The sequence below is a fragment of the Streptomyces sp. NPDC050704 genome, assembly GCF_040654355.1.
Lineage (GTDB): Bacteria > Actinomycetota > Actinomycetes > Streptomycetales > Streptomycetaceae > Streptomyces.
The window spans coordinates 58,334-76,036 of record NZ_JBFAHW010000031.1 but is presented as its reverse complement, the minus strand read 5'-3'; the positions used below and the strand labels follow the sequence as shown (position 1 = coordinate 76,036).

Below are 17,703 nucleotides of genomic sequence, written 5' to 3'. Positions count from 1 at the left end.
GGGGACCCTTTCAGTGCAGGTCGAACGGGGGGTGGGGGCCTGTTCGGCCAAGGCATGCGTGGGGCCTAGAAGTTGGCTGAAAACCAACGGGCGCGTGCGCGGAAACCGGTCAGTCAACCGGCGTATTTCCACCGGCGTGCCGGCCCCCTCGATGCGCTCCCGCACCGACCCTGCCGTGCCGCCCGTGATACGGCGCCCGTTCCTCGGCCCGCGGCCGCTCCACGCACCGTTCCTCGGCGAGCAGCCGCGCCGCGCCCCGCTCGGACCGGCGCAGCAGCACCCGGCACGCCCCGGTCACCGCGGCCAGGCCGAGGGCCGTGCCGGCCGCGCCCGCCAGCGAGGTGCCGTACCCGACGAGGACCACGGGGACCAGGACGCAGCTGAAGGCGGCCCAGCGCACCACGTCGCTCACCGCGTCCTGCGCGGCGGGCTGCCTGGAGGAGGGCTGGGGCGCGGTACGGCGTCCGGACACGGTGGGGCTCCCTGGAGCGGTGGCTTACGGGTGTTCAACGCGTGTTCGACCCACCGGTCACGGATCAGGGGCCGTCGGTCCCCGCCCGGGGTCGCGGTACGGCGGGCCCGGGCCGGGCTCCCGGCCTCTCCGGGCCGCCTCCGGGCGCCCCGCCGGCGCCCTCGGTCCGGTGAACGCCGTGCAAACCGCCTGTACGGGGCAGCAACCATTGCGTTACGGGCGCCCTCTCGGGCATGCTCCCTGGAACCCTCCCGCGGCGAGAGCGGGATCTGGGCAGAGGAGGCGTGCCGCCGTACCCTTGGGGGTATGGGGTTGGGAAGATGATTCCCGGACACAGCTCCGCCGTACCTGTCGTCCCACCCACGAGGATCCGAACGCCGAGACACTCATGGCCGGTCACGAATTCGAACCCGCGGACCGCAAGCGCCCCGTCGCCGATCCCACGGCGGCCGAGCCCTTGGCGGCGGAAGAGACACGCCAGTCCTGCGACCCCGCCTTCAAGCACGGCGTCGTCGTGGGCTTCGACGGCTCCACATCGAGCGAGCGCGCCCTCGCGTACGCGATCGGCATGGCCTGCCGGTCCGGCTCGGGCCTGATCATCGTGCACGTCGCCAACCGGCTGCCCACCACGGTGTGGGCGGGCTGCGAGCCCCCGGTCTTCGTCGACGTACCGGATCACCGCACCGAGGTGCTCGGTCTTGAGCTCGCCTGTGCCGAGTATCTGGCCGAGGTGCCCTGGATCCTCGTCGAGCGCGGCGGCGACATCTGCCACGAACTCGAAGAGGTGGGGCGGGAGTACGAGGCGGACGCGATCGTCGTCGGCTCCACGCACGGCATCGTCGGCCGCATCTTCGGCTCGGTGGCGGGCCGGCTCGCGAAGCGCGCGCAGCGCCCGGTCGTCGTCATTCCGTAAGCCACGCGCCGTCCCTGTGAGTCACGCGCCGTCCCCGTGATCCGCGCCCCCGGCGTTGTCATTTCGTAACTCGCCGTTGTCCCAGGTGAGATGAGCCGTGGGCACGGTCAACTCCCTTTCCGGAGCGGGCAAATTTACCGGCGCGTAGATGTGTTTGTGCGTTTGTGAAGGGCATATACCGGTCACCGCACAACAGCACATGCAAGAAGGGAGCCCGCCGTGGACAAAGACGTCTCTGCGGGAAGCACCATCACGACCCTTGGTCTCCTCGCCCTCGGACTGACCCTGCTGGCCTTCGGCCTCGGCCACACCGAAGTGATCGACGGTGTGACGGCGGCGGACGCCGTGGGCCTCGCCACCTACGTCGGCGGCGTCGCACTGTTCGTCGCGGGTCTGTTCGCCTTCCGCGACCGTGATGTCTCCACCGGTACGGCCTTCGCGGGGCTCGGTGCCCTCTGGTTCACCTGGGGCGCGACGGCCGCCGACTGGGGAGTCACCGCCGGTACCGCGGTGTCCGACAACGCCGCGGGGCTCTTCCTCCTGCTGTTCGCTCTGGTCGCGCTGAGCCTGACGCTCGGGGCGGCGGGCGGCGGCGTGCTCGCCCAGGCCACCTACGGGCTGTTCTGCGTCGCGCTCGTGCTCCTCGCCGTCTCGCGCTTCGGGGACAGCGAGGCGATCGGCCAGGTCGGCGGCTGGTTCGCCGTGGTGGCGGGCGCCGTGGCCTGGTATGCCGCGACGGCGTTCCTGGCCCACTGGCCCACCGCGGTTCCACGACGTGCTGCCGGCCGGCGAATGACGGTAACCGGCTGAGCAGCCGCGGGCCGGGGTTCTGGGCGGACCCGGCTCCTGAAAGAACGGCTCCCCGTGTGCATAGGTGGCACACACGGGGAGCCGTTCACACGTGACGGGGACGACTACTCGACCGTCACCGACTTGGCGAGGTTGCGCGGCTTGTCGATGTCACGGCCCAGGGCCAATGCCGTGTGGTAGGCGAGGAGTTGGAGGGGGATGCCCATCAGGATCGGGTCCAGCTCGTCCTCGTTCTTCGGGACGAGGATCGTCTGGTCGGCCTTCTCCTGCACCTGGTGCGCGACCGCGAGGATCTTGCCGCTGCGGGCCTTGATCTCCTCCAGGGCCGCGCGGTTCTTCTCCAGCAGGTCGTCATCCGGGACGATCGCGACCGTCGGCAGGGCCGGCTCGATGAGCGCGAGCGGGCCGTGCTTCAACTCCGAGGCGGGGTAGGCCTCGGCGTGGATGTACGAGACCTCCTTGAGCTTCAACGAGGCCTCGCGGGCCACCGGATAGCCCCGTACACGGCCGATGAAGAGCATCGAGCGGGCCTCGGCGTACTGCTCGGCCGTCTTCTTGATCTCCTCCTCCTGGTCGAGGATCTCGGTGATCTGGCCGGGCAGCTTGCGCAGACCCGCGATGATCCGCTTGCCGTCGGAGACCGACAGGTCGCGGGTGCGGCCCAGGTGCAGCGCGAGCAGCGCGAAGGCGACGGTGGTGTTGGTGAAGCACTTGGTGGACACGACGCAGACCTCGGGGCCCGCGTGCACGTACATGCCGCCGTCCGCCTCGCGGGCGATGGCCGAACCGACCACGTTCACGATGCCGAGGACCCGCGCGCCCTTGCGCTTCAACTCCTGTACGGCGGCCAGCACGTCGTACGTCTCACCGGACTGGGACACCGCCACGTACAGGGTGTCGGGGTCGACGACCGCGTTGCGGTAGCGGAACTCCGAGGCGGGCTCGGCGTCCGCGGGGATACGGGCCAGCTCCTCTATCATCTGGGCGCCGATCATGCCCGCGTGGTACGAGGTGCCGCAGCCGAGGATCTTCACGCGGCGGATCTGGCGCGCCTCGCGGGCGTCCAGGTTCAGCCCGCCCAGGTGCACGGTGGAGAACCGGTCGTCGATGCGGCCGCGCAGCACGCGGTCCACGGCGTCGGCCTGCTCGTGGATCTCCTTGTGCATGTACGTGTCGTGGCCGCCCATGTCGTACGACGCGGCCTCCCACTCCACGGTGGTCGGCTCGGCCGTCGTCCGGGTGCCCTCGGTGGTGTACGTACGGAAGTCGTCGGCCTTCAGCGTCGCCATCTCACCGTCGTCGAGCGTGACGATCTGACGGGTGTGGGTGACGAGCGCGGCGATGTCCGAGGCGACGAACATCTCCTTCTCGCCGATGCCGAGGACGACCGGGGAGCCGTTGCGGGCCACCACGATGCGGTCGGCGAAGTCGGCGTGCATCACGGCGATGCCGTACGTGCCCTCGACCAGGCGCAGCACCTGGCGGACCTTCTCCTCCAGGGTCTCGGCCTGGGAGCGGCCGATCAGGTGGGTGAGGACCTCGGTGTCGGTCTCGGAGAGGAATTCGACGCCGTCCGCCTCCAGCTTCTTGCGCAGGTCGGAGGCGTTGTCGATGATGCCGTTGTGGACGACGGCGACCTTGCCCTCGGCGTCCAGGTGCGGGTGCGCGTTCACGTCCGAGGGGGCGCCGTGGGTGGCCCAGCGGGTGTGGGCGATGCCCGTGGTGCCGGCGAAGCGCTTGGGGACGCGGGCCTCCAGATCGCGGACCCGGCCCTTGGCCTTCACCATCTTCAGGCGGCCGCTCGTCGGCGTGGTGACGACGATGCCCGCCGAGTCGTAGCCGCGGTACTCCAGGCGCTGCAGGCCTTCGAGGAGGAGCGGTGCCACATCACGCCTGCCGATATATCCCACGATCCCGCACATACGTCCCTGGGTTCCCCTCTGTTGGTGAAACGGCTCTGCTGGTCAAAACGCTCTACTGGTCAAGACGGCTCTGCCGGCCGAAACGACTCACGCCCGGCTCCGGCGGTCAGCCGTGGCTGTCAGCCGTAGACGATGCGGCGCAGCTGTCTCAGCGTGAGCTCGGGCGGCGCCACCGCGCGGTACCTCAGGTCCGCCTCGATCCGTTCGAAGATCGCCGCGTTCACCAGGCCCTGAGCCTGGAGCTCGCGATGACGGCGGCGTACGTACGCCTCGGTCGACTCGTCGAAGTACGCGAGTACGTCCTGGATCACCCGCAGCGCCTCGCCCCGGCTGAGGGGCGAGGAGCGCGTCAGATGATCGACAAGTTCGTCGTGCACCCGACGATCCTGGAGTAAAGAGCGGGCAATCGCAAGAATCCTGCCCGATATCGGGCAGAGACCTGTTGAAACTCTCATGGGAGGCTGTTCGGGGCCCGTTCATCCTGCGGCCCGCGGAGAGATGGCTGCCCGGAGCACCTTTCGGGTCATGGACATTCCCCGTATGGGCATCCCGGAGCAGCTGGCCGAGCGGATGAGCCTGGCCGAGCAGCACGAGTATCTGCACACCAGATTCTCCCGGCGCACGATGATCAGAGGCGGCGCCGTCACCGTGGGCGCCGTCGTGGGCGGGGCCTTCCTGCCGGGCGCGACCGCGCAGGCGGCAGGCCCCGCGCAGGGGGCCGGTCCCGCACAGGCCGCCAGGGCCGAGAGGATCGACGGCGCCCTCGTCGCCCCCTTCGGCCGCCACCTCGCCTACGGCGCCGACCCGCGCACCGAGATGACCGTCTCCTGGCAGGTCCCGGCCGCGGTGAAGAAGCCGTACATCCGCGTCGGCGCCCACCCGTGGGACCTCTCCCGGAAGATCGAGGCCGAGGTCCGCACCCTCTTCACGCCGGCCGGTGTCGGCGCGAGCGGCGACCACACCCAGTACTACCTGCACGCCGGGCTGACGCGGCTGCGCCCCGGCCGGACGTACTACTACGGAGTCGGCCACGACGGCTTCGACCCGGCGGCCCCGCACCTCGCGGGCACCCTCGGCACCTTCACCACGGCCCCCGCGCACGCCGAGCCGTTCACCTTCACGGCCTTCGGCGACCAGGGCGTCAGCTACCACGGGCTCGCCAACGACAGCCTGATCCTCGCCCAGAACCCGGCCTTCCACCTGCACGCTGGCGACATCGCGTACGCCGACCCGGCTGGCCAGGGGAAGTCCGCCGACTCCGGCTTCGACTCGCGCGTGTGGGACCAGTTCCTCGCGCAGACCGAGTCCGTCGCCAAGCAGGTGCCGTGGATGGTGTCGTACGGCAACCACGACATGGAGGCCTGGTACTCGCCGAACGGCTACGGCGGCGAGGAGGCCCGCTTCACGCTCCCGGACAACGGGCCCGACAAGAAGCACCTGCCGGGCGTCTACTCCTTCACACACGGCAACACCGCGGTGATCTCGCTGGACGCCAACGACATCTCCTTCGAGATCCCGGCCAACCTCGGCCTCTCCGGCGGCACCCAGACCAAGTGGCTGGAGGCCCAGCTCAAGAAGTACCGGGCCGCCGACCACATCGACTTCGTCGTCGTCTTCTTCCACCACTGCGCGTACTGCACCGCGACCGCCCACGCCTCCGAGGGCGGCGTACGCCAGGAGTGGGTGCCGCTGTTCGAGAAGTACACCGTCGACCTGGTGATCAACGGCCACAACCACGTCTACGAGCGCACCGACGTCATCAAGGGCGGCGAGGTCGCCAAGAAGCTGCCGATCGGCGGCACGGCCTATCCCGAGACGGACGGCATCGTGTACGTGACGGCGGGCGCGGCGGGCCGCAGCCTGTACGCGTTCAGCGCCGACGAGTCGTACGAGGGGCATGAGAAGGACGACGAGTCCGTGTCGTCCTTCGTCTGCCTCAAGGACGGCGTCCAGGAGAAGGAGACGGTCGCCTGGTCGCGGGTGCGGTACCTGAACTACTCCTTCCTGCGCGTGGACGTGACGCCCGCCGCGAAGGGGCGCACGGCCACGCTGACGGTGCGGGGGATCGCCGAGACGGGGGAGGAGGTCGACCGGTTCACGGTGGCGCGTCGGGTTCGTTGACCTGTGCGTGTTTCGGCGGCTGCGGGTGTGTGGGGGCTGGTCGCGCAGTTCCCCGCGCCCCTGTAGGGGCCCCGCGCCCCTGACGGGGCGCGGGGCCCCTACATCCGTTTGAGGACCGCCTGTTTGGCCAGTGCGAACTCCTCGTCCGTCAGGACACCCGACTTGTGCAGCTCGCCGAGTTCGCGCAGGCGGCGCAGCAGGGCGTCGTGGTCGGCCTCGGCGGGCTGTGCCGGGGCGGCGGCGGTGAGCTGCTTCGGTACGGCGTCCTCCGGCGGCGCGGCCGGATGCGGCAGGCGCGCCTGGACCGCCGCCGCGACCAGGGCCATCAGCGGGTCCTTCTTGAAGCCCCACAGCTCGACGGCGTTGGGGTCGTACTTGGGCGGCGCCTTCGTGGGAGCGTGCCGGACGGTGAAGCGGAGGTAGCCGTTCTCCAGGCCGACCGCCGGATGCCACTCCACGGACTGGACGTCGGTGACGGCCAGCGTGCGGGCGCCGGCGGCGGACTTGGCCTCCTCCGTCTTCCAGTTCCACTCCAGGCGGATGTGCTCCCCGTCGAAGCTCGCGGCGCCGTCCCCGGCGGAGACCGACAGCGGCACGGCCGGGCCCGGCAGCAGATAGCGGTCGACGGCGGTGGCCGGGACCTGGTCGAGGAGCAGCGCGTTGCGGATCTCGTCCACGAAGTACTCGGCGACGCCGTAGCGGTCCGAGTCGACGGTCAGCTGGTAGGGGTCGGCGGAGTCCGTGAGCCTGCCGCCGGTCGCCTGCAGCAGGGGGTCCGCGCCGTCCCGCAGTCGCAGTCTGAGCCGACCGGACTTCCTGCCCTGCTCGAAGGAGATCCCGGCCAACGCGCCCAGCGGGACGGCGACTTCACCCAGCGTCTTGCGGAGCAGACTGACGTTCTTGTCCCGGCCGGGTGTCAGCCGCAGGGCGTCGCCGTCGAAGGTCCAGGTGCCGTCCTTCTGGATGATTTCCGCCATGAGAGGGATTGTTTCACCGGTCTCGCGAGAGAGTGGTCCATACCTATCGGAGCTCCAGGGAGGGACCGTTTGTGAGACCTCGCCACCGAACGCCTCGCCTTCTCGGTTCGCTGCTGCTCGTCGCGGCGGCCGGCATCTCCGTCGCCGGAGCGGCACCCGTGGCCGGAGCGGCACCCGCCGACCCACCCGCCGCCGCAAAGGCCGCGACACCCCTCGACCGCGTCGTCCCCGCTCCCGCCTCGGTCGACGCGGGCGGAACCCCGTACCGGATCACCAGCGGTACGCGTATCCGGGTGGACGACTCGCGGGAGGCCCGCCGCGTCGGCGAGTACCTCGCCGACGTCCTGCGCCCGTCCACCGGTTACCGGCTGCCCGTCACGTCGGGCGGCGGGGCCGGGATCCGGCTGAAGCTCGGCGCCACCTCCCTCGGCGCCGAGGGCTACCGGCTGGACAGCGGAAAGTCCGGCGTCACCATCACGGCCAAGGGGCCCGCCGGGCTCTTCCACGGCGTCCAGACCCTGCGCCAGCTCCTGCCGGCCTCGGTCGAGGAGGACTCCGTGCAGCCGGGCCCGTGGCTCGTCGCGGGCGGCACCATCGAGGACCAGCCCCGCTACGGCTACCGCGGCGCGATGCTGGACGTCGCCCGGCACTTCTTCACCGTGGACCAAGTCAAGCGATACATCGACCAGTTGGCGCTCTACAAGGTCAACAAGCTGCACCTCCACCTCAGCGACGACCAGGGCTGGCGTCTCGCGATCGACTCCTGGCCGCGGCTCGCCACGTACGGCGGCTCCACGCAGGTCGGCGGCGGCCCCGGGGGCTACTACACGAAGGCCGACTACAAGGAGATCGTCCGGTACGCGGGCTCCCGCCACCTGGAGGTCGTGCCCGAGATCGACATGCCCGGCCACACCAACGCCGCGCTGGCCTCGTACGCGGAGCTGAACTGCGACGGGGTCGCGCCGCCGCTCTACACCGGTACCGAGGTCGGCTTCAGCTCGCTGTGCGTGTCGAAGGACGTCACGTACGACTTCGTGGACGACGTGATCCGCGAGCTCGCCGCGCTCACCCCCGGCAAGTACCTCCACATCGGCGGGGACGAGGCGCACTCCACGAGCCACGAGGACTATGTGGCCTTCATGGACCGGGTGCAGCCGGTCGTCGCCAAGTACGGGAAGACCGTGGTCGGTTGGCACCAGCTGACCGGGGCGACCCCGGCGAAGGGCGCGCTGGCCCAGTACTGGGGCCTGGACAGCACGAGTGCCGAGGAGAAGGAGCGGGTCGCGGCGGCCGCGCGGAACGGCACCGGGCTCGTCCTGTCGCCCGCTGACCGGGTGTACCTCGACATGAAGTACACCAAGGACACCCCGCTCGGCCTCGACTGGGCCGGTTATGTGGAGGTGCGGCGCTCGTACGACTGGGACCCGGGCAACTACCTTGCCGGAGCGCCCGGTTCGGCCGTACAGGGCGTCGAGGCACCGCTGTGGACGGAGACAGTCTCGACGTCGGCGCACATCGACTACATGGCCTTCCCGCGGCTGCCCGGTGTCGCGGAACTCGGCTGGTCGCCTGCCTCGACGCACGACTGGGACGCGTACAAGGTGCGGCTGGCGGCGCAGGGGCCGCGGTGGGAGGCACTGGGGATCGGCTATTACCGGTCGCCGCAAGTGCCTTGGCCGGCTGAGTAGTTGACCGTGTCCGTCAGGTGAATGCGACGGCGGGCGCCCCCTGGGACCGTACGTGGGGACGCCCGCCTGCTTGGTGGGGGCCGTTGAGGCCCGATGAGGGCTCTACAGCCCGGCTATGGGGTTTTTCAGGGTGCCGACGAGCTGGAGCGCGCCCGCCGGGTCGGAGAGGTCCACCATCTGCTCGTTGTCGCGCAGCTGGAGGCGGTTGAGGCAGGACAGGGAGAACTCCGGCGCGAACATGTCGTACTGCCGGAATTTGTCGGCCAGTTCGGGGTGGCCCGCCTGGTACTCGCGGACGCAGTCGGCGACCGTCCGCCAGAAGTCGCTCTCCTCCAGGACGCCCTCGCTCGCCAGGTTTCCGGCCAGGAAGCGGAAGAAGCAGTCGAAGACGTCCGTGAAGATCGACAGGAGCTTCTTGTCCTCGGGCACGTCGACACGCAGCCGCTCGACCGTCGGCGGCAGCACCGCCTCCGGGTCCATGACGGCGATCTCCTCGGCGATGTCCTTGTAGATCGCGCGCCGCACGACACCGTCCTCCAGGACGAGGATGACGTTCTCGCCGTGCGGCATGAACACCAGGTCGTATGCGTAGAAGCTGTGCAGCAGCGGCGTGAAGTAGGCCCGCAGATAGCGGCGCAGCCACTCCACCGGCGGCAGGCCCGAGCGCTCGACCAGCGCGGCCGCGATCGACGCGCCCTCCTCGTCGACGTGCACGAGGGAGGCCATGGTGGCCAGCGACTCGCCGTCCCGGAGCGAGGGCACCGGGCTCTCGCGCCACAGGGCGGCGAGCATCTTGCGGTACGGCGAGTAGCGGTCGGTGGCGGCCTCGTACTCCAGGTGCCGGTATCCGACGGCCGCGCGCTCGCGGATGATCGACAGGCCCGTCGACTTCAACACCGGGTCGTTGTCGATCAGTTGGGCCAGCCAGTCGTTGATGGCTGGGGTCGCCGCCATGTAGGCGGCGGACAGGCCGCGCATGAAGCCCATGTTGATGACCGACAGGGCGGTCTTCACATAGTGCTTCTCGGGGGCGCTCTTGTTGAAGAAGGTCCGGATCGACTGCTGGGCCAGGTACTCGTCGTCACCCTCGCCCAGGCACACCAGGTGCCGCTGGGCGACCTCGGCGGCGAAGGTGACGGTGAGCTTGTTCCACCACTGCCAGGGGTGGACGGGGATGAGGAGGTAGTCGGCCGGGTCCAACTCCTGGGCACGCAGGGCTTCCTGGAACCGCTCGACCGTCGCCGCGCCGAGCTCCTCCCGCAGGAACGACTCGTACTCGATCCCCACGCCCGCCGTGAAGGCGGCCCGCGAGCGGTGTGCCGCCAGCCAGATCAGCCGTACGGGGCTCGCGGTCTCCGGCGCGTACGAGAGGTACTCGTGGACCCCGAAGCCGAGCCGCCCGTTGTTGGCGACGAAGCAGGGGTGACCCTCGGTCATGCCCGTCTCGATCTCCTGGAAGCCGCTCTTCGCGAGCTCGGCGGAGGTGAGCCGGGGCTTGGCGAGCTTGTAGCAGGTGCCGGAGAGGGTGGAGGAGATCTCCTCCAGGTAGACCGGCAGCACCTCGTCGCTCAGGCCGAGCGATTTCTTCAGCTCGATGAAGAAGTCCAGGGCGGCGAGCGGGAGTTCACGGTCGTCCCGGTGCCGGGTGATCGACGCCGCGTCGACCTGCCAGTGGTCAAGGGCACGGACTGTGGCGGTGAAGCGGTAGCGGGTGAGGCCGTCGTCGCTGCGGACCACGTAGGCGCCGTCACGGGACGGTTCGGGCGTGATCAGCCGCTCGTGGGCGAACTCGGCGAGGGCCTTGCGGATGAGGAGCCGGTTGGCCCGCTCCCAGCGCTCGGGGGAGAGGTGCTCCACGGCGTCGGACAGGTGCGCTCCGGCGTAGGACAGCGCGTCGGACAGGGTCATATCGCCACTCCTCGGGTAGCCAAGAACTGTTCACGCGTGCAGAAGGACAGCAGCGCGCGCTTCTCCGGCTTCTCGATCTCGCGCGCGGGGACGAAGCCGACGGCCTCGTTCAGTGCGTGTACCGCGGTGTTGGTCACGTCCGGTTCGACGACGACCCGGCGGGTGCGCGGGTCGGCGAACAGGGCCTCCATGACGGTCGTGATCACGGCCAGCGTGAAGCCGTGCACCGGCCGGTCCGTCGGCGCCACCAGGAAGTGCATGCCGACATCGCCGGGTGCGGGCTCGTACAGGCCGACCAGCTCGACGTACCGCGGGTCGTAGCGCTCCATCAGGAACGCGGGCACGCCGTCGTGCAGACCGATGTACGCGTCATGGTGCTCGTGGGCGGCGATCCGCATGTACTCGCGCTCCACGTCCTGGAGTTTGGCGTGCCGCATCATCCAGTACGCCGCCTTGGGGTGGGTCACCCACGAGTGCAGCAGTTCGGCGTCCTGGAGGGGATCGAGGGGACGCAGGCTCAGGGTCCCGACTGTGGTGTTCATACGGCGAACTCCTGGAATGCGATGGACTTCTCGACCGGGTAGTACTCGGTACCGAGCAGCTCCCGGATGATGTACGCGTTGCGGTACGCGCCCATGCCCAGGTCCGGGGACGTGATCGAGTGCGTGTGCACGCCGGAGTTCTGCAGGAAGATGCCCCGGCCGGTCGTGTCGATGGCGTAGTTGCGGGCCACGTCGTGGTTGCCCTGCTCGTCGTAGCGGATGCGGTCGCGGACGGGCTTCAGGAACTCGGGCTCCGCGTACCGGTAACCGGTCGCCAGGACCAGGCCCTCGGAGTGCAGCTCGTAGTCCTTGCCCTGCTCCTCCTGACGCAGGCCCAGGGTGTACGTGCCGTTCTCGTAACTCGCGCTGTTGAGGGACGAGTTGGTGAGCAGACGGGTGGGGAGCGGGCCGGTGAGGTTCTTCTGGTAGAGCAGGTCGAAGATCGCGTCGATCAGCTCGCCGTCGATGCCCTTGAAGAGGCTCTTCTGCTCCGACTGGAGGCGGTAGCGGGTCCGTTCCGGCAGCGCGTGGAAGTAGTCGACGTACTCCGGGGAGGTCATCTCCAGCGTGAGTTTGGTGTATTCGAGGGGGAAGAAGCGGGGCGAGCGCGTGACCCAGTTCAGCCGGTAGCCGTGGACGTCGATCTCGCTCAGCAGGTCGTGGTAGATCTCGGCGGCGGACTGCCCGCTGCCGACGAGGGTGATCGACTTCTTGGCCTGGAGCTCCCGCTTGTGCTGCCGGTAGCGGGAGTTGTGGACGAAGTCCCCGCCGAGACCGGCGCAGGCCTCCGGGATGTACGGGGGAGTGCCGGTGCCGAGGACGAGGTGGCTGGCGCGGTACACGTCACCTGCCTGCGTGCGGACGACGTACACGCCGTCCCCGTTCACGTCCCCGTCCTCGTACGTCACCTCCGTGACCGTCGTGTTGAAACGGATGCCGGAGAGTTGCCCGGCGGCCCAGCGGCAGTAGTCGTCGTACTCGATCCGGAGCGGGTAGAAGTTCTCGCGGATGTAGAACGAGTACAGACGGCCGGACGCCTTCAGGTAGTTGAGGAAGGAGTACGGGGACGTCGGGTCGGCCAGCGTCACCAGGTCCGACATGAACGGGGTCTGGAGGTGCGCGCCCTCCAGGAACATCCCCGAGTGCCACTCGAAGTCCGGCTTGGACTCCAGGAAGAGGCCGTCGAGTTCGGCGATCGGCTCGGTGAGGCAGGCGAGACCGAGGTTGAAGGGGCCGAGCCCGATCCCGATGAAGTCGTAGTTCTTTTCCGTTCCGGGGGATTCAGGAAGCGCGGTCAAGGGACTCTCCCAGGTACTGCTCGGCGTGGCCGGCGATCAGGTCGAGTACGGCGGCGATGTCGTCCGTCGTGGTCTCGGGGTTGAGCAGGGTGAACTTGAGGAAGTGGCGGCCGCCGACCTTGGTGCCCGCGACCACCGCGTCACCGGAGGCGAACAGGGCCTTGCGGGCGTACAGGTTGGCGCGGTCGATCGTGGCCGGGTCGGTGACGGCCGCCGGTATGTAGCGGAAGACGAGGGTGGACAGGGACGGCTCGACCACCACGTCGTAGCGCGGGTCGGCGGCCAGCACCCGCCAGCCCTCCTGGGCCAGGTCGCAGACTTCGTCGAAGAGCCGGCCGATGCCGTCGGCGCCCATCACGCGCAGCGTCATCCACAGTTTGAGCGCGTCGAAGCGGCGGGTGGTCTGCAGGGACTTGTCGACCTGGTTGGGGATGCGCTCCTGCACCATGCGGCGCGGGTTGAGGTACTCGGCGTGGTAGGTCGCGTGGCGCAGGGTGGCCGCGTCCCGTACCAGCACGGCGGACGAACTCACCGGCTGGAAGAAGGACTTGTGGTAGTCGACGGTGACGGAGTCGGCGTGCTCGATGCCGTCGATGCGGTCCCGGTTCTTCAGGGACGTGAGCAGCCCGCAGCCGTACGCCGCGTCCACGTGCATCCAGGCGCCGAACTGCTCGCAGAGCGCGGCGATCTCGGGCAGCGGGTCGATGGAGCCGAAGTCGGTGGTGCCGGCGGTGGCCACGACGGCCATGGGGACGAGGCCGGCCCGCTTGCAGCGTTCCAGTTCGTGGGCGAGCGCCACCGTCTGCATGCGCTTGTCGTGGCCGACGGGGATCGACACGACCGAGTCGGCGCTCAGGCCGAGCAGGGTGGCCGACTTCCGGATGCTGAAGTGGCTCACCTCGGAGGCGAAGATGCGCAGTTTGGCGTGCGAGTCGGACTTGGCCTCCTCACGGGCGAGCAGCAGCGCCTGGAGGTTGGACTGGGTGCCGCCGCTGGTGAACACGCCGTCGGCGGCGGGGCCGAGGCCGATGCGCTCGGTCGTCCAGTCGATGAGTTTGCGCTCGATGAGGGTGCCGCCGGCCGACTGGTCCCAGGTGTCGAGGGAGGAGTTGACGGCGGAGAGGACCGCCTCGCCGAGCACGGCCGGGATGACGACCGGGCAGTTGAGGTGGGCGAGGTAGCGCGGGTGGTGGAAGTAGACCGCGTCGCGGAGGTAGACCTCTTCGAGTTCGTCGAGGGCCGCGGTGGTGTCGTGCAGCGGCCGGTCGAGGTCGATGCCGTCGATGCGGGGGGCGAGGGCGTCGGCCGTGACGCCGGTGAACGGTCGGTCCGTGGTGGCGAGTTTTGCTGCCACCCGCTCGATTCCTTCGGTCACGGAACGGCGGTACCGCTCCGCGGTCGTGTCATTGAGCAGGTGAGAACGCATGTGGGGGTCCTTCGTGCGGGGGAGTCCGAGCAGTGCGTCTGAGCGGTGCGGCTGAGCAGTACGTCTGATCGGCACGTCCGGGGGTACGCGTGGGGGGGGTGCGGAAAGGGGACGGGCCGCGACGTCGAACTTAGGTTAGCCTAACCTAAGTTCGAATGCGATCCCGTCCCATCCGTCACTCCTGTGACGTATCCCGCCCGCGCTCAGTCCCCGTGCTCAGTCCCCTTGCTCGCGCAGCTGCTCCTCGCTGAGGCCGCGCCGCCAGTAGCCGACGAACGTGACCCGCCTGCGGTCGATCTCGCGCTCCCGTACGAGATGGCGGCGCAGCTCCTTCACGCGGCTCGACTCGCCGGCGATCCAGGCGTACGGGGCCTGTGCGGTGGGGAGTTGGGCCGCTCTGATCGCATCGAGGGCCATGGGGGACCCCTCGTCGCGTACCAGCCAGGTGATCTCGGCGTCGATGTCGGCGGCCGCGGCCATGACCGGCTCCAGGCGGTCGTCCGCGTGCGGGACCTCCAGCCAGACACGCGCCCTGGTCCCGGCCGGGAGCGTCTCCAGGATGGCCGAGGCGGCGGGCAGGGCGGTCTCGTCCGCCCAGATGACGACCAGGTCGGTGTCGGCGGGCGGGCGGAAACGTATCGCCCCGTTGTCGGCGATCGCCGGGCCGAGTACGGCGACCCGGTCGCCGGGCTGTGCGCCGGCCGCCCAGCGTGCGGCCGGGCCCGCCGGGTGGGCGGTGCCGGGTTCTGTGCCGGGTTCTGTGCCGTGCAGTACGAAGTCGATGTCGATCTCGGTGGTCAGCCCCTGGGTGTCGCGGCGCAGGGCGCGCAGCGTGTACGAGCGCATCACCGCGCGTTCGTCGTCGGGGATGGCGAGCCAGGCCTCGCGCCAGCCGTCGCCGTACTCCATCGGCAGGACGGGCTCTTCCTGTCCCGGGCGTGGGAGGAACAGGGTGAGGCTCTGGTCTCGGCCGTCGGAGGCGAACGTGGTCAGGTCGGGGCCGGTGAGGGTGATTCGGGCGAGGGATGGGCTGAGCCGCCTCGTCCGCGTTACCTGGAGGGAGAAGATGCGGTACGGGGCGGCTACCGCCGTGGGCATGGTGTGCTCCTGAGGTGGGGCGGGGTCAGGGGGCCGGGGGGATTGCTGCCTGTGTTTGATCTGCGGGTTGTGGGGGCTGGGCGCGCAGTTCCCCGCGCCCCTTACGGGGCGCGGTTGCCCTCGCTGGTCAGGCGACCTTCTTGGCCTTCTCTATGGCCTCGGCCAGGTCTTCGAGGATCGGGGCGCACTTGTCGTACGAGAAGATGGGCTCGGTGACTCGGGGGATTACCTGGTTCGCCTTGACGGCCGGGAGTTGCTTCCAGGTGGCCTCGGTGACGTCGGCGGGCTGGATGGACGAGGCGCGGTTGTCCATCATGATGATGTCCGCCGGGTACTTGTCGACGTTCTCCCAGCTCAGGTTCTCGAACCAGCCGCCGCTCGCCTTGAGGGTCTTGGCCGGCGGCTCGACGATGTTCACGCCGAGCGCCTTGAAGTACTCCAGGTCGACGGAGAGGTTGGAGCCGGAGACGTAGAAGATGTCCTGGCTCGCGGAGGCGATGAGGACCTTGATGTCCGGGTTGGCCTTGGCGACCGTGCGCAGTTTCGCGGCCGCGTCCTCGAAGCGCTTCTTGGCGTCGGTGACCTTGGCGGCCTTGACGTCGGCGCCGAGCGACTCGGCGAGCGTGAGCATCCGCTCCAGCGGCGCGGTCAGCTGGCGGTCGTAGACGGAGATGCCGACGCTCGGGGCGAGCTTGAGGATCTTGTCCTTGGACTCCTCCGGGACGTACCAGAGGGTGCCGGCGTCGTCGAACATCGTCGAGATCAGCACGTCGGGGCTGAGCGTCGCGTACTTCTCGATGTTGAACTGGCCCCACTCGTTGCCGAGGACCGTCAGCTTGCTGACGTCCATGTCGCCGGCCTGGACATCGGCCTTGCCGTCCTTGGTCGTGGTCGGGCCGAACACGCCCTTGACCTCGACGCCGTAGTCGTGGAGGGCGGCGGCGACACCGGTGAACGCGACGATGTTGGCCGGAACCTCGTCGGTCTTCACCGAGGTTCCGCGGTCGTCCTTGAACGTCCAGGGACCGGACTCGGCATCCTTCGTCGCGTCCGCCGAGCCGCCGCTTTCCGCGTCGTCGTCCCCGCACGCGGCGAGAACGGTGCCGAGGCCGAGGGCGCCACCGGCGGCCAGGATGCCGCGGCGGGTGAGGTGGTTGGCACGGGCGTTGGACATGTCTTTGGCTGCTTTCGAACAGGGCGGATGACCCACCGGACAGTGCGAAAGGTAGGTTAGCCTAACCTCACTACGTGTCCAGGGGGCGGTTCCTACCTGCGCAAACGCCCGGGTCGGCTCGGGGCCCCGCCTGTGCGCGCCCTGTGTGGCGCGGGGCGCGCGGAGATCGGTGGCGTGATCTTTTCAGCCAACGAGTCCCAGTTCACGGGCGATCAGCATTCGTTGTACCTCGCTCGTGCCCTCCCCAATCTCCAGAATTTTGGAGTCGCGCCACATACGGGCCACCGGGTACTCGTTCATGAAGCCGTAGCCGCCGTGGACCTGGGTGGCGTCACGGGCGTTGTCGACGGCGATCGTCGACGAGTAGAGCTTGGCGAGTGCGGCCTCCTTCTTGAACGGTTCGCCGCTCACCAGCCGGGACGCGGCGTCCCGCCACGCCAGCCGGGCCGTGTGCGCCTTCATCTCCATGTCCGCGATCTTGAACTGGATCGCCTGGTTCGCGCCGATCGGGCGGCCGAAGGCGTGGCGTTCCTTCGCGTACTTCACCGACTCGTCCACGCAGCCCTGGGCGAGGCCGGTGGCGAGGGCCGCGATGGCGATCCGGCCCTCGTCGAGAATCCGCAGGAACTGCGCGTAACCGCGGCCCTCCTCGCCGAGCAGGTTCGCGGCGGGCACGCGGACGTCGGAGAAGGACAGTTCGCGGGTGTCCGAGGCGTTCCAGCCGACCTTCGAGTAAGGGGCGGCGACGGTGAAGCCGGGGGTGCCGGACGGCACGATGATGGCGGAGATGCGCGGCTTGCCCTCCGAGGTCCGTCCGGTGACCGCCGTGACGGTGACGAGACCCGTGATGTCCGTCCCCGAGTTGGTGATGAAGCACTTGGTGCCGTTGATCACCCACTCGTCGGTCTCCGGGTCGAGGCGGGCGGTCGTACGGGTCGCGCCCGCGTCGGAGCCGCCGTCCGGCTCGGTGAGGCCGAAGGCGCCGAGCATCTCGCCGGAACAGAGCCGGGGGAGCCAGGTCCGCTTCTGCTCGTCGGTGCCGAACAGATGGACCGGCATCGCGCCGAGCGAGACCCCGGCCTCCAGGGTGATGGCGACGGACGAGTCGACCCGGGCCAGCTCCTCCAGCACGATGCCCAGCGCCAGATAGTCGCCGCCCATGCCGCCGTACTCCTCCGGGAACGGCAGCCCGAACAGGCCCATGCGGCCCATCTCGCGGACGATCTCGTACGGGAACTCGTGGCGCTCGTAGAAGTCGCCGATCTTCGGCGCCACGACGTCGTGCGCGAACTCCGCGACAGTGCGGCGCAGTTCGTCGAGCTCGGGGGAGAGCCGGTGGTCCAGGGACATGGGG

The 17,703-nt window shown here is 69.4% G+C and carries 15 protein-coding genes; 4 read left to right on the top strand and 11 right to left on the bottom strand.

Annotated features, from left to right (window positions below; all coding sequences use genetic code 11):
- Positions 1-109: 109 nt before the first annotated feature.
- Positions 110-412, bottom strand: coding sequence for a hypothetical protein (locus AB0I18_RS20005; protein WP_363106877.1), 303 nt, complete (start codon positions 410-412; stop codon positions 110-112).
- A gap of 448 nt (positions 413-860) precedes the next feature.
- Between AB0I18_RS20005 and AB0I18_RS20000 the strand changes: the two genes are divergently transcribed.
- Positions 861-1,385: a universal stress protein gene (locus AB0I18_RS20000; RefSeq protein WP_363106851.1), complete on the top strand. Its 525-nt coding sequence runs from the start codon at positions 861-863 to the stop codon at positions 1,383-1,385.
- 219 nt (positions 1,386-1,604) lie between these two features.
- A complete protein-coding gene (locus AB0I18_RS19995) occupies positions 1,605-2,195 on the top strand; it encodes an acetate uptake transporter (protein ID WP_363106850.1) in 591 nt (196 codons plus the stop codon).
- 104 nt (positions 2,196-2,299) lie between these two features.
- Here the strand turns inward: AB0I18_RS19995 and glmS are convergent, their stop codons facing one another.
- Both glmS and AB0I18_RS19985 read right to left on the bottom strand, forming a co-directional pair.
- Complete coding sequence (gene glmS, locus AB0I18_RS19990) at positions 2,300-4,117, bottom strand: glutamine--fructose-6-phosphate transaminase (isomerizing) (RefSeq protein WP_363106849.1); 1,818 nt, start codon at positions 4,115-4,117, stop codon at positions 2,300-2,302.
- A 119-nt stretch (positions 4,118-4,236) separates the two neighbouring features.
- The gene (locus tag AB0I18_RS19985) at positions 4,237-4,494 is read right to left on the bottom strand and encodes a hypothetical protein (protein ID WP_363106848.1); all 258 of its coding nucleotides are present in this window, start codon (positions 4,492-4,494) and stop codon (positions 4,237-4,239) included.
- A gap of 163 nt (positions 4,495-4,657) precedes the next feature.
- Here AB0I18_RS19985 and AB0I18_RS19980 point away from each other — a divergent pair, with 163 nt between their 5' ends.
- Entirely contained in the window at positions 4,658-6,238 is a 1,581-nt protein-coding gene (locus tag AB0I18_RS19980; RefSeq protein ID WP_363106876.1) for a metallophosphoesterase family protein, read from the top strand.
- 98 nt (positions 6,239-6,336) lie between these two features.
- On the opposite strand, the gene AB0I18_RS19975 is transcribed toward AB0I18_RS19980, so the two are convergent.
- Entirely contained in the window at positions 6,337-7,215 is an 879-nt protein-coding gene (locus AB0I18_RS19975; RefSeq protein ID WP_363106847.1) for a DUF4429 domain-containing protein, read from the bottom strand.
- Between the two features lie 71 nt (positions 7,216-7,286).
- On the opposite strand from AB0I18_RS19975, the gene AB0I18_RS19970 reads away from it, so the two are divergent.
- Positions 7,287-8,903 carry a beta-N-acetylhexosaminidase gene (locus tag AB0I18_RS19970; protein WP_363106846.1) on the top strand — a complete coding sequence of 539 codons (1,617 nt, stop codon included), beginning with the start codon at positions 7,287-7,289 and terminating at the stop codon, positions 8,901-8,903.
- 102 nt (positions 8,904-9,005) lie between these two features.
- On the opposite strand, the gene AB0I18_RS19965 is transcribed toward AB0I18_RS19970, so the two are convergent.
- The 7 genes from AB0I18_RS19965 to AB0I18_RS19935 form a co-directional block, all read right to left on the bottom strand.
- Positions 9,006-10,811 (bottom strand): IucA/IucC family siderophore biosynthesis protein, encoded by a 1,806-nt coding sequence (locus AB0I18_RS19965; protein ID WP_363106845.1) that lies wholly within the window; start codon positions 10,809-10,811, stop codon positions 9,006-9,008.
- Positions 10,808-11,353: a GNAT family N-acetyltransferase gene (locus tag AB0I18_RS19960; RefSeq protein WP_363106844.1), complete on the bottom strand. Its 546-nt coding sequence runs from the start codon at positions 11,351-11,353 to the stop codon at positions 10,808-10,810. Before AB0I18_RS19960 ends, AB0I18_RS19965 begins: the two co-directional genes overlap by 4 nt.
- Positions 11,350-12,651, bottom strand: a complete 1,302-nt coding sequence (locus AB0I18_RS19955; protein ID WP_363106843.1) for a lysine N(6)-hydroxylase/L-ornithine N(5)-oxygenase family protein — start codon at positions 12,649-12,651, stop codon at positions 11,350-11,352. The genes AB0I18_RS19960 and AB0I18_RS19955 overlap by 4 nt, the downstream gene beginning before the upstream one ends.
- Positions 12,635-14,077: a lysine decarboxylase DesA gene (gene desA / locus AB0I18_RS19950; protein WP_363106842.1), complete on the bottom strand. Its 1,443-nt coding sequence runs from the start codon at positions 14,075-14,077 to the stop codon at positions 12,635-12,637. The genes AB0I18_RS19955 and desA overlap by 17 nt, the downstream gene beginning before the upstream one ends.
- 216 nt (positions 14,078-14,293) lie before the next feature.
- Positions 14,294-15,175 (bottom strand): siderophore-interacting protein, encoded by an 882-nt coding sequence (locus tag AB0I18_RS19945; RefSeq protein ID WP_363106841.1) that lies wholly within the window; start codon positions 15,173-15,175, stop codon positions 14,294-14,296.
- 127 nt (positions 15,176-15,302) lie between these two features.
- Complete coding sequence (locus AB0I18_RS19940) at positions 15,303-16,349, bottom strand: ABC transporter substrate-binding protein (RefSeq protein ID WP_363106840.1); 1,047 nt, start codon at positions 16,347-16,349, stop codon at positions 15,303-15,305.
- A gap of 183 nt (positions 16,350-16,532) precedes the next feature.
- Positions 16,533-17,693, bottom strand: a complete 1,161-nt coding sequence (locus AB0I18_RS19935; RefSeq protein WP_363106875.1) for an acyl-CoA dehydrogenase family protein — start codon at positions 17,691-17,693, stop codon at positions 16,533-16,535.
- Positions 17,694-17,703 lie beyond the last annotated feature (10 nt).

Bases quoted from the DNA above. Each gene is read 5' to 3' on its own strand.
- desA (WP_363106842.1), bottom strand. From the start codon at position 14,077: ATGCGTTCTCACCTGCTCAATGACACGACCGCGGAGCGGTACCGCCGT.
- AB0I18_RS19975 (WP_363106847.1), bottom strand. From the start codon at position 7,215: ATGGCGGAAATCATCCAGAAGGACGGCACCTGGACCTTCGACGGCGAC.
- AB0I18_RS19945 (WP_363106841.1), bottom strand. From the start codon at position 15,175: ATGCCCACGGCGGTAGCCGCCCCGTACCGCATCTTCTCCCTCCAGGTA.
- AB0I18_RS19980 (WP_363106876.1), top strand. From the start codon at position 4,658: ATGGGCATCCCGGAGCAGCTGGCCGAGCGGATGAGCCTGGCCGAGCAG.
- AB0I18_RS19965 (WP_363106845.1), bottom strand. From the start codon at position 10,811: ATGACCCTGTCCGACGCGCTGTCCTACGCCGGAGCGCACCTGTCCGAC.
- glmS (WP_363106849.1), bottom strand. From the start codon at position 4,117: ATGTGCGGGATCGTGGGATATATCGGCAGGCGTGATGTGGCACCGCTC.
- AB0I18_RS20000 (WP_363106851.1), top strand. From the start codon at position 861: ATGGCCGGTCACGAATTCGAACCCGCGGACCGCAAGCGCCCCGTCGCC.
- AB0I18_RS19960 (WP_363106844.1), bottom strand. From the start codon at position 11,353: ATGAACACCACAGTCGGGACCCTGAGCCTGCGTCCCCTCGATCCCCTC.
- AB0I18_RS19940 (WP_363106840.1), bottom strand. From the start codon at position 16,349: ATGTCCAACGCCCGTGCCAACCACCTCACCCGCCGCGGCATCCTGGCC.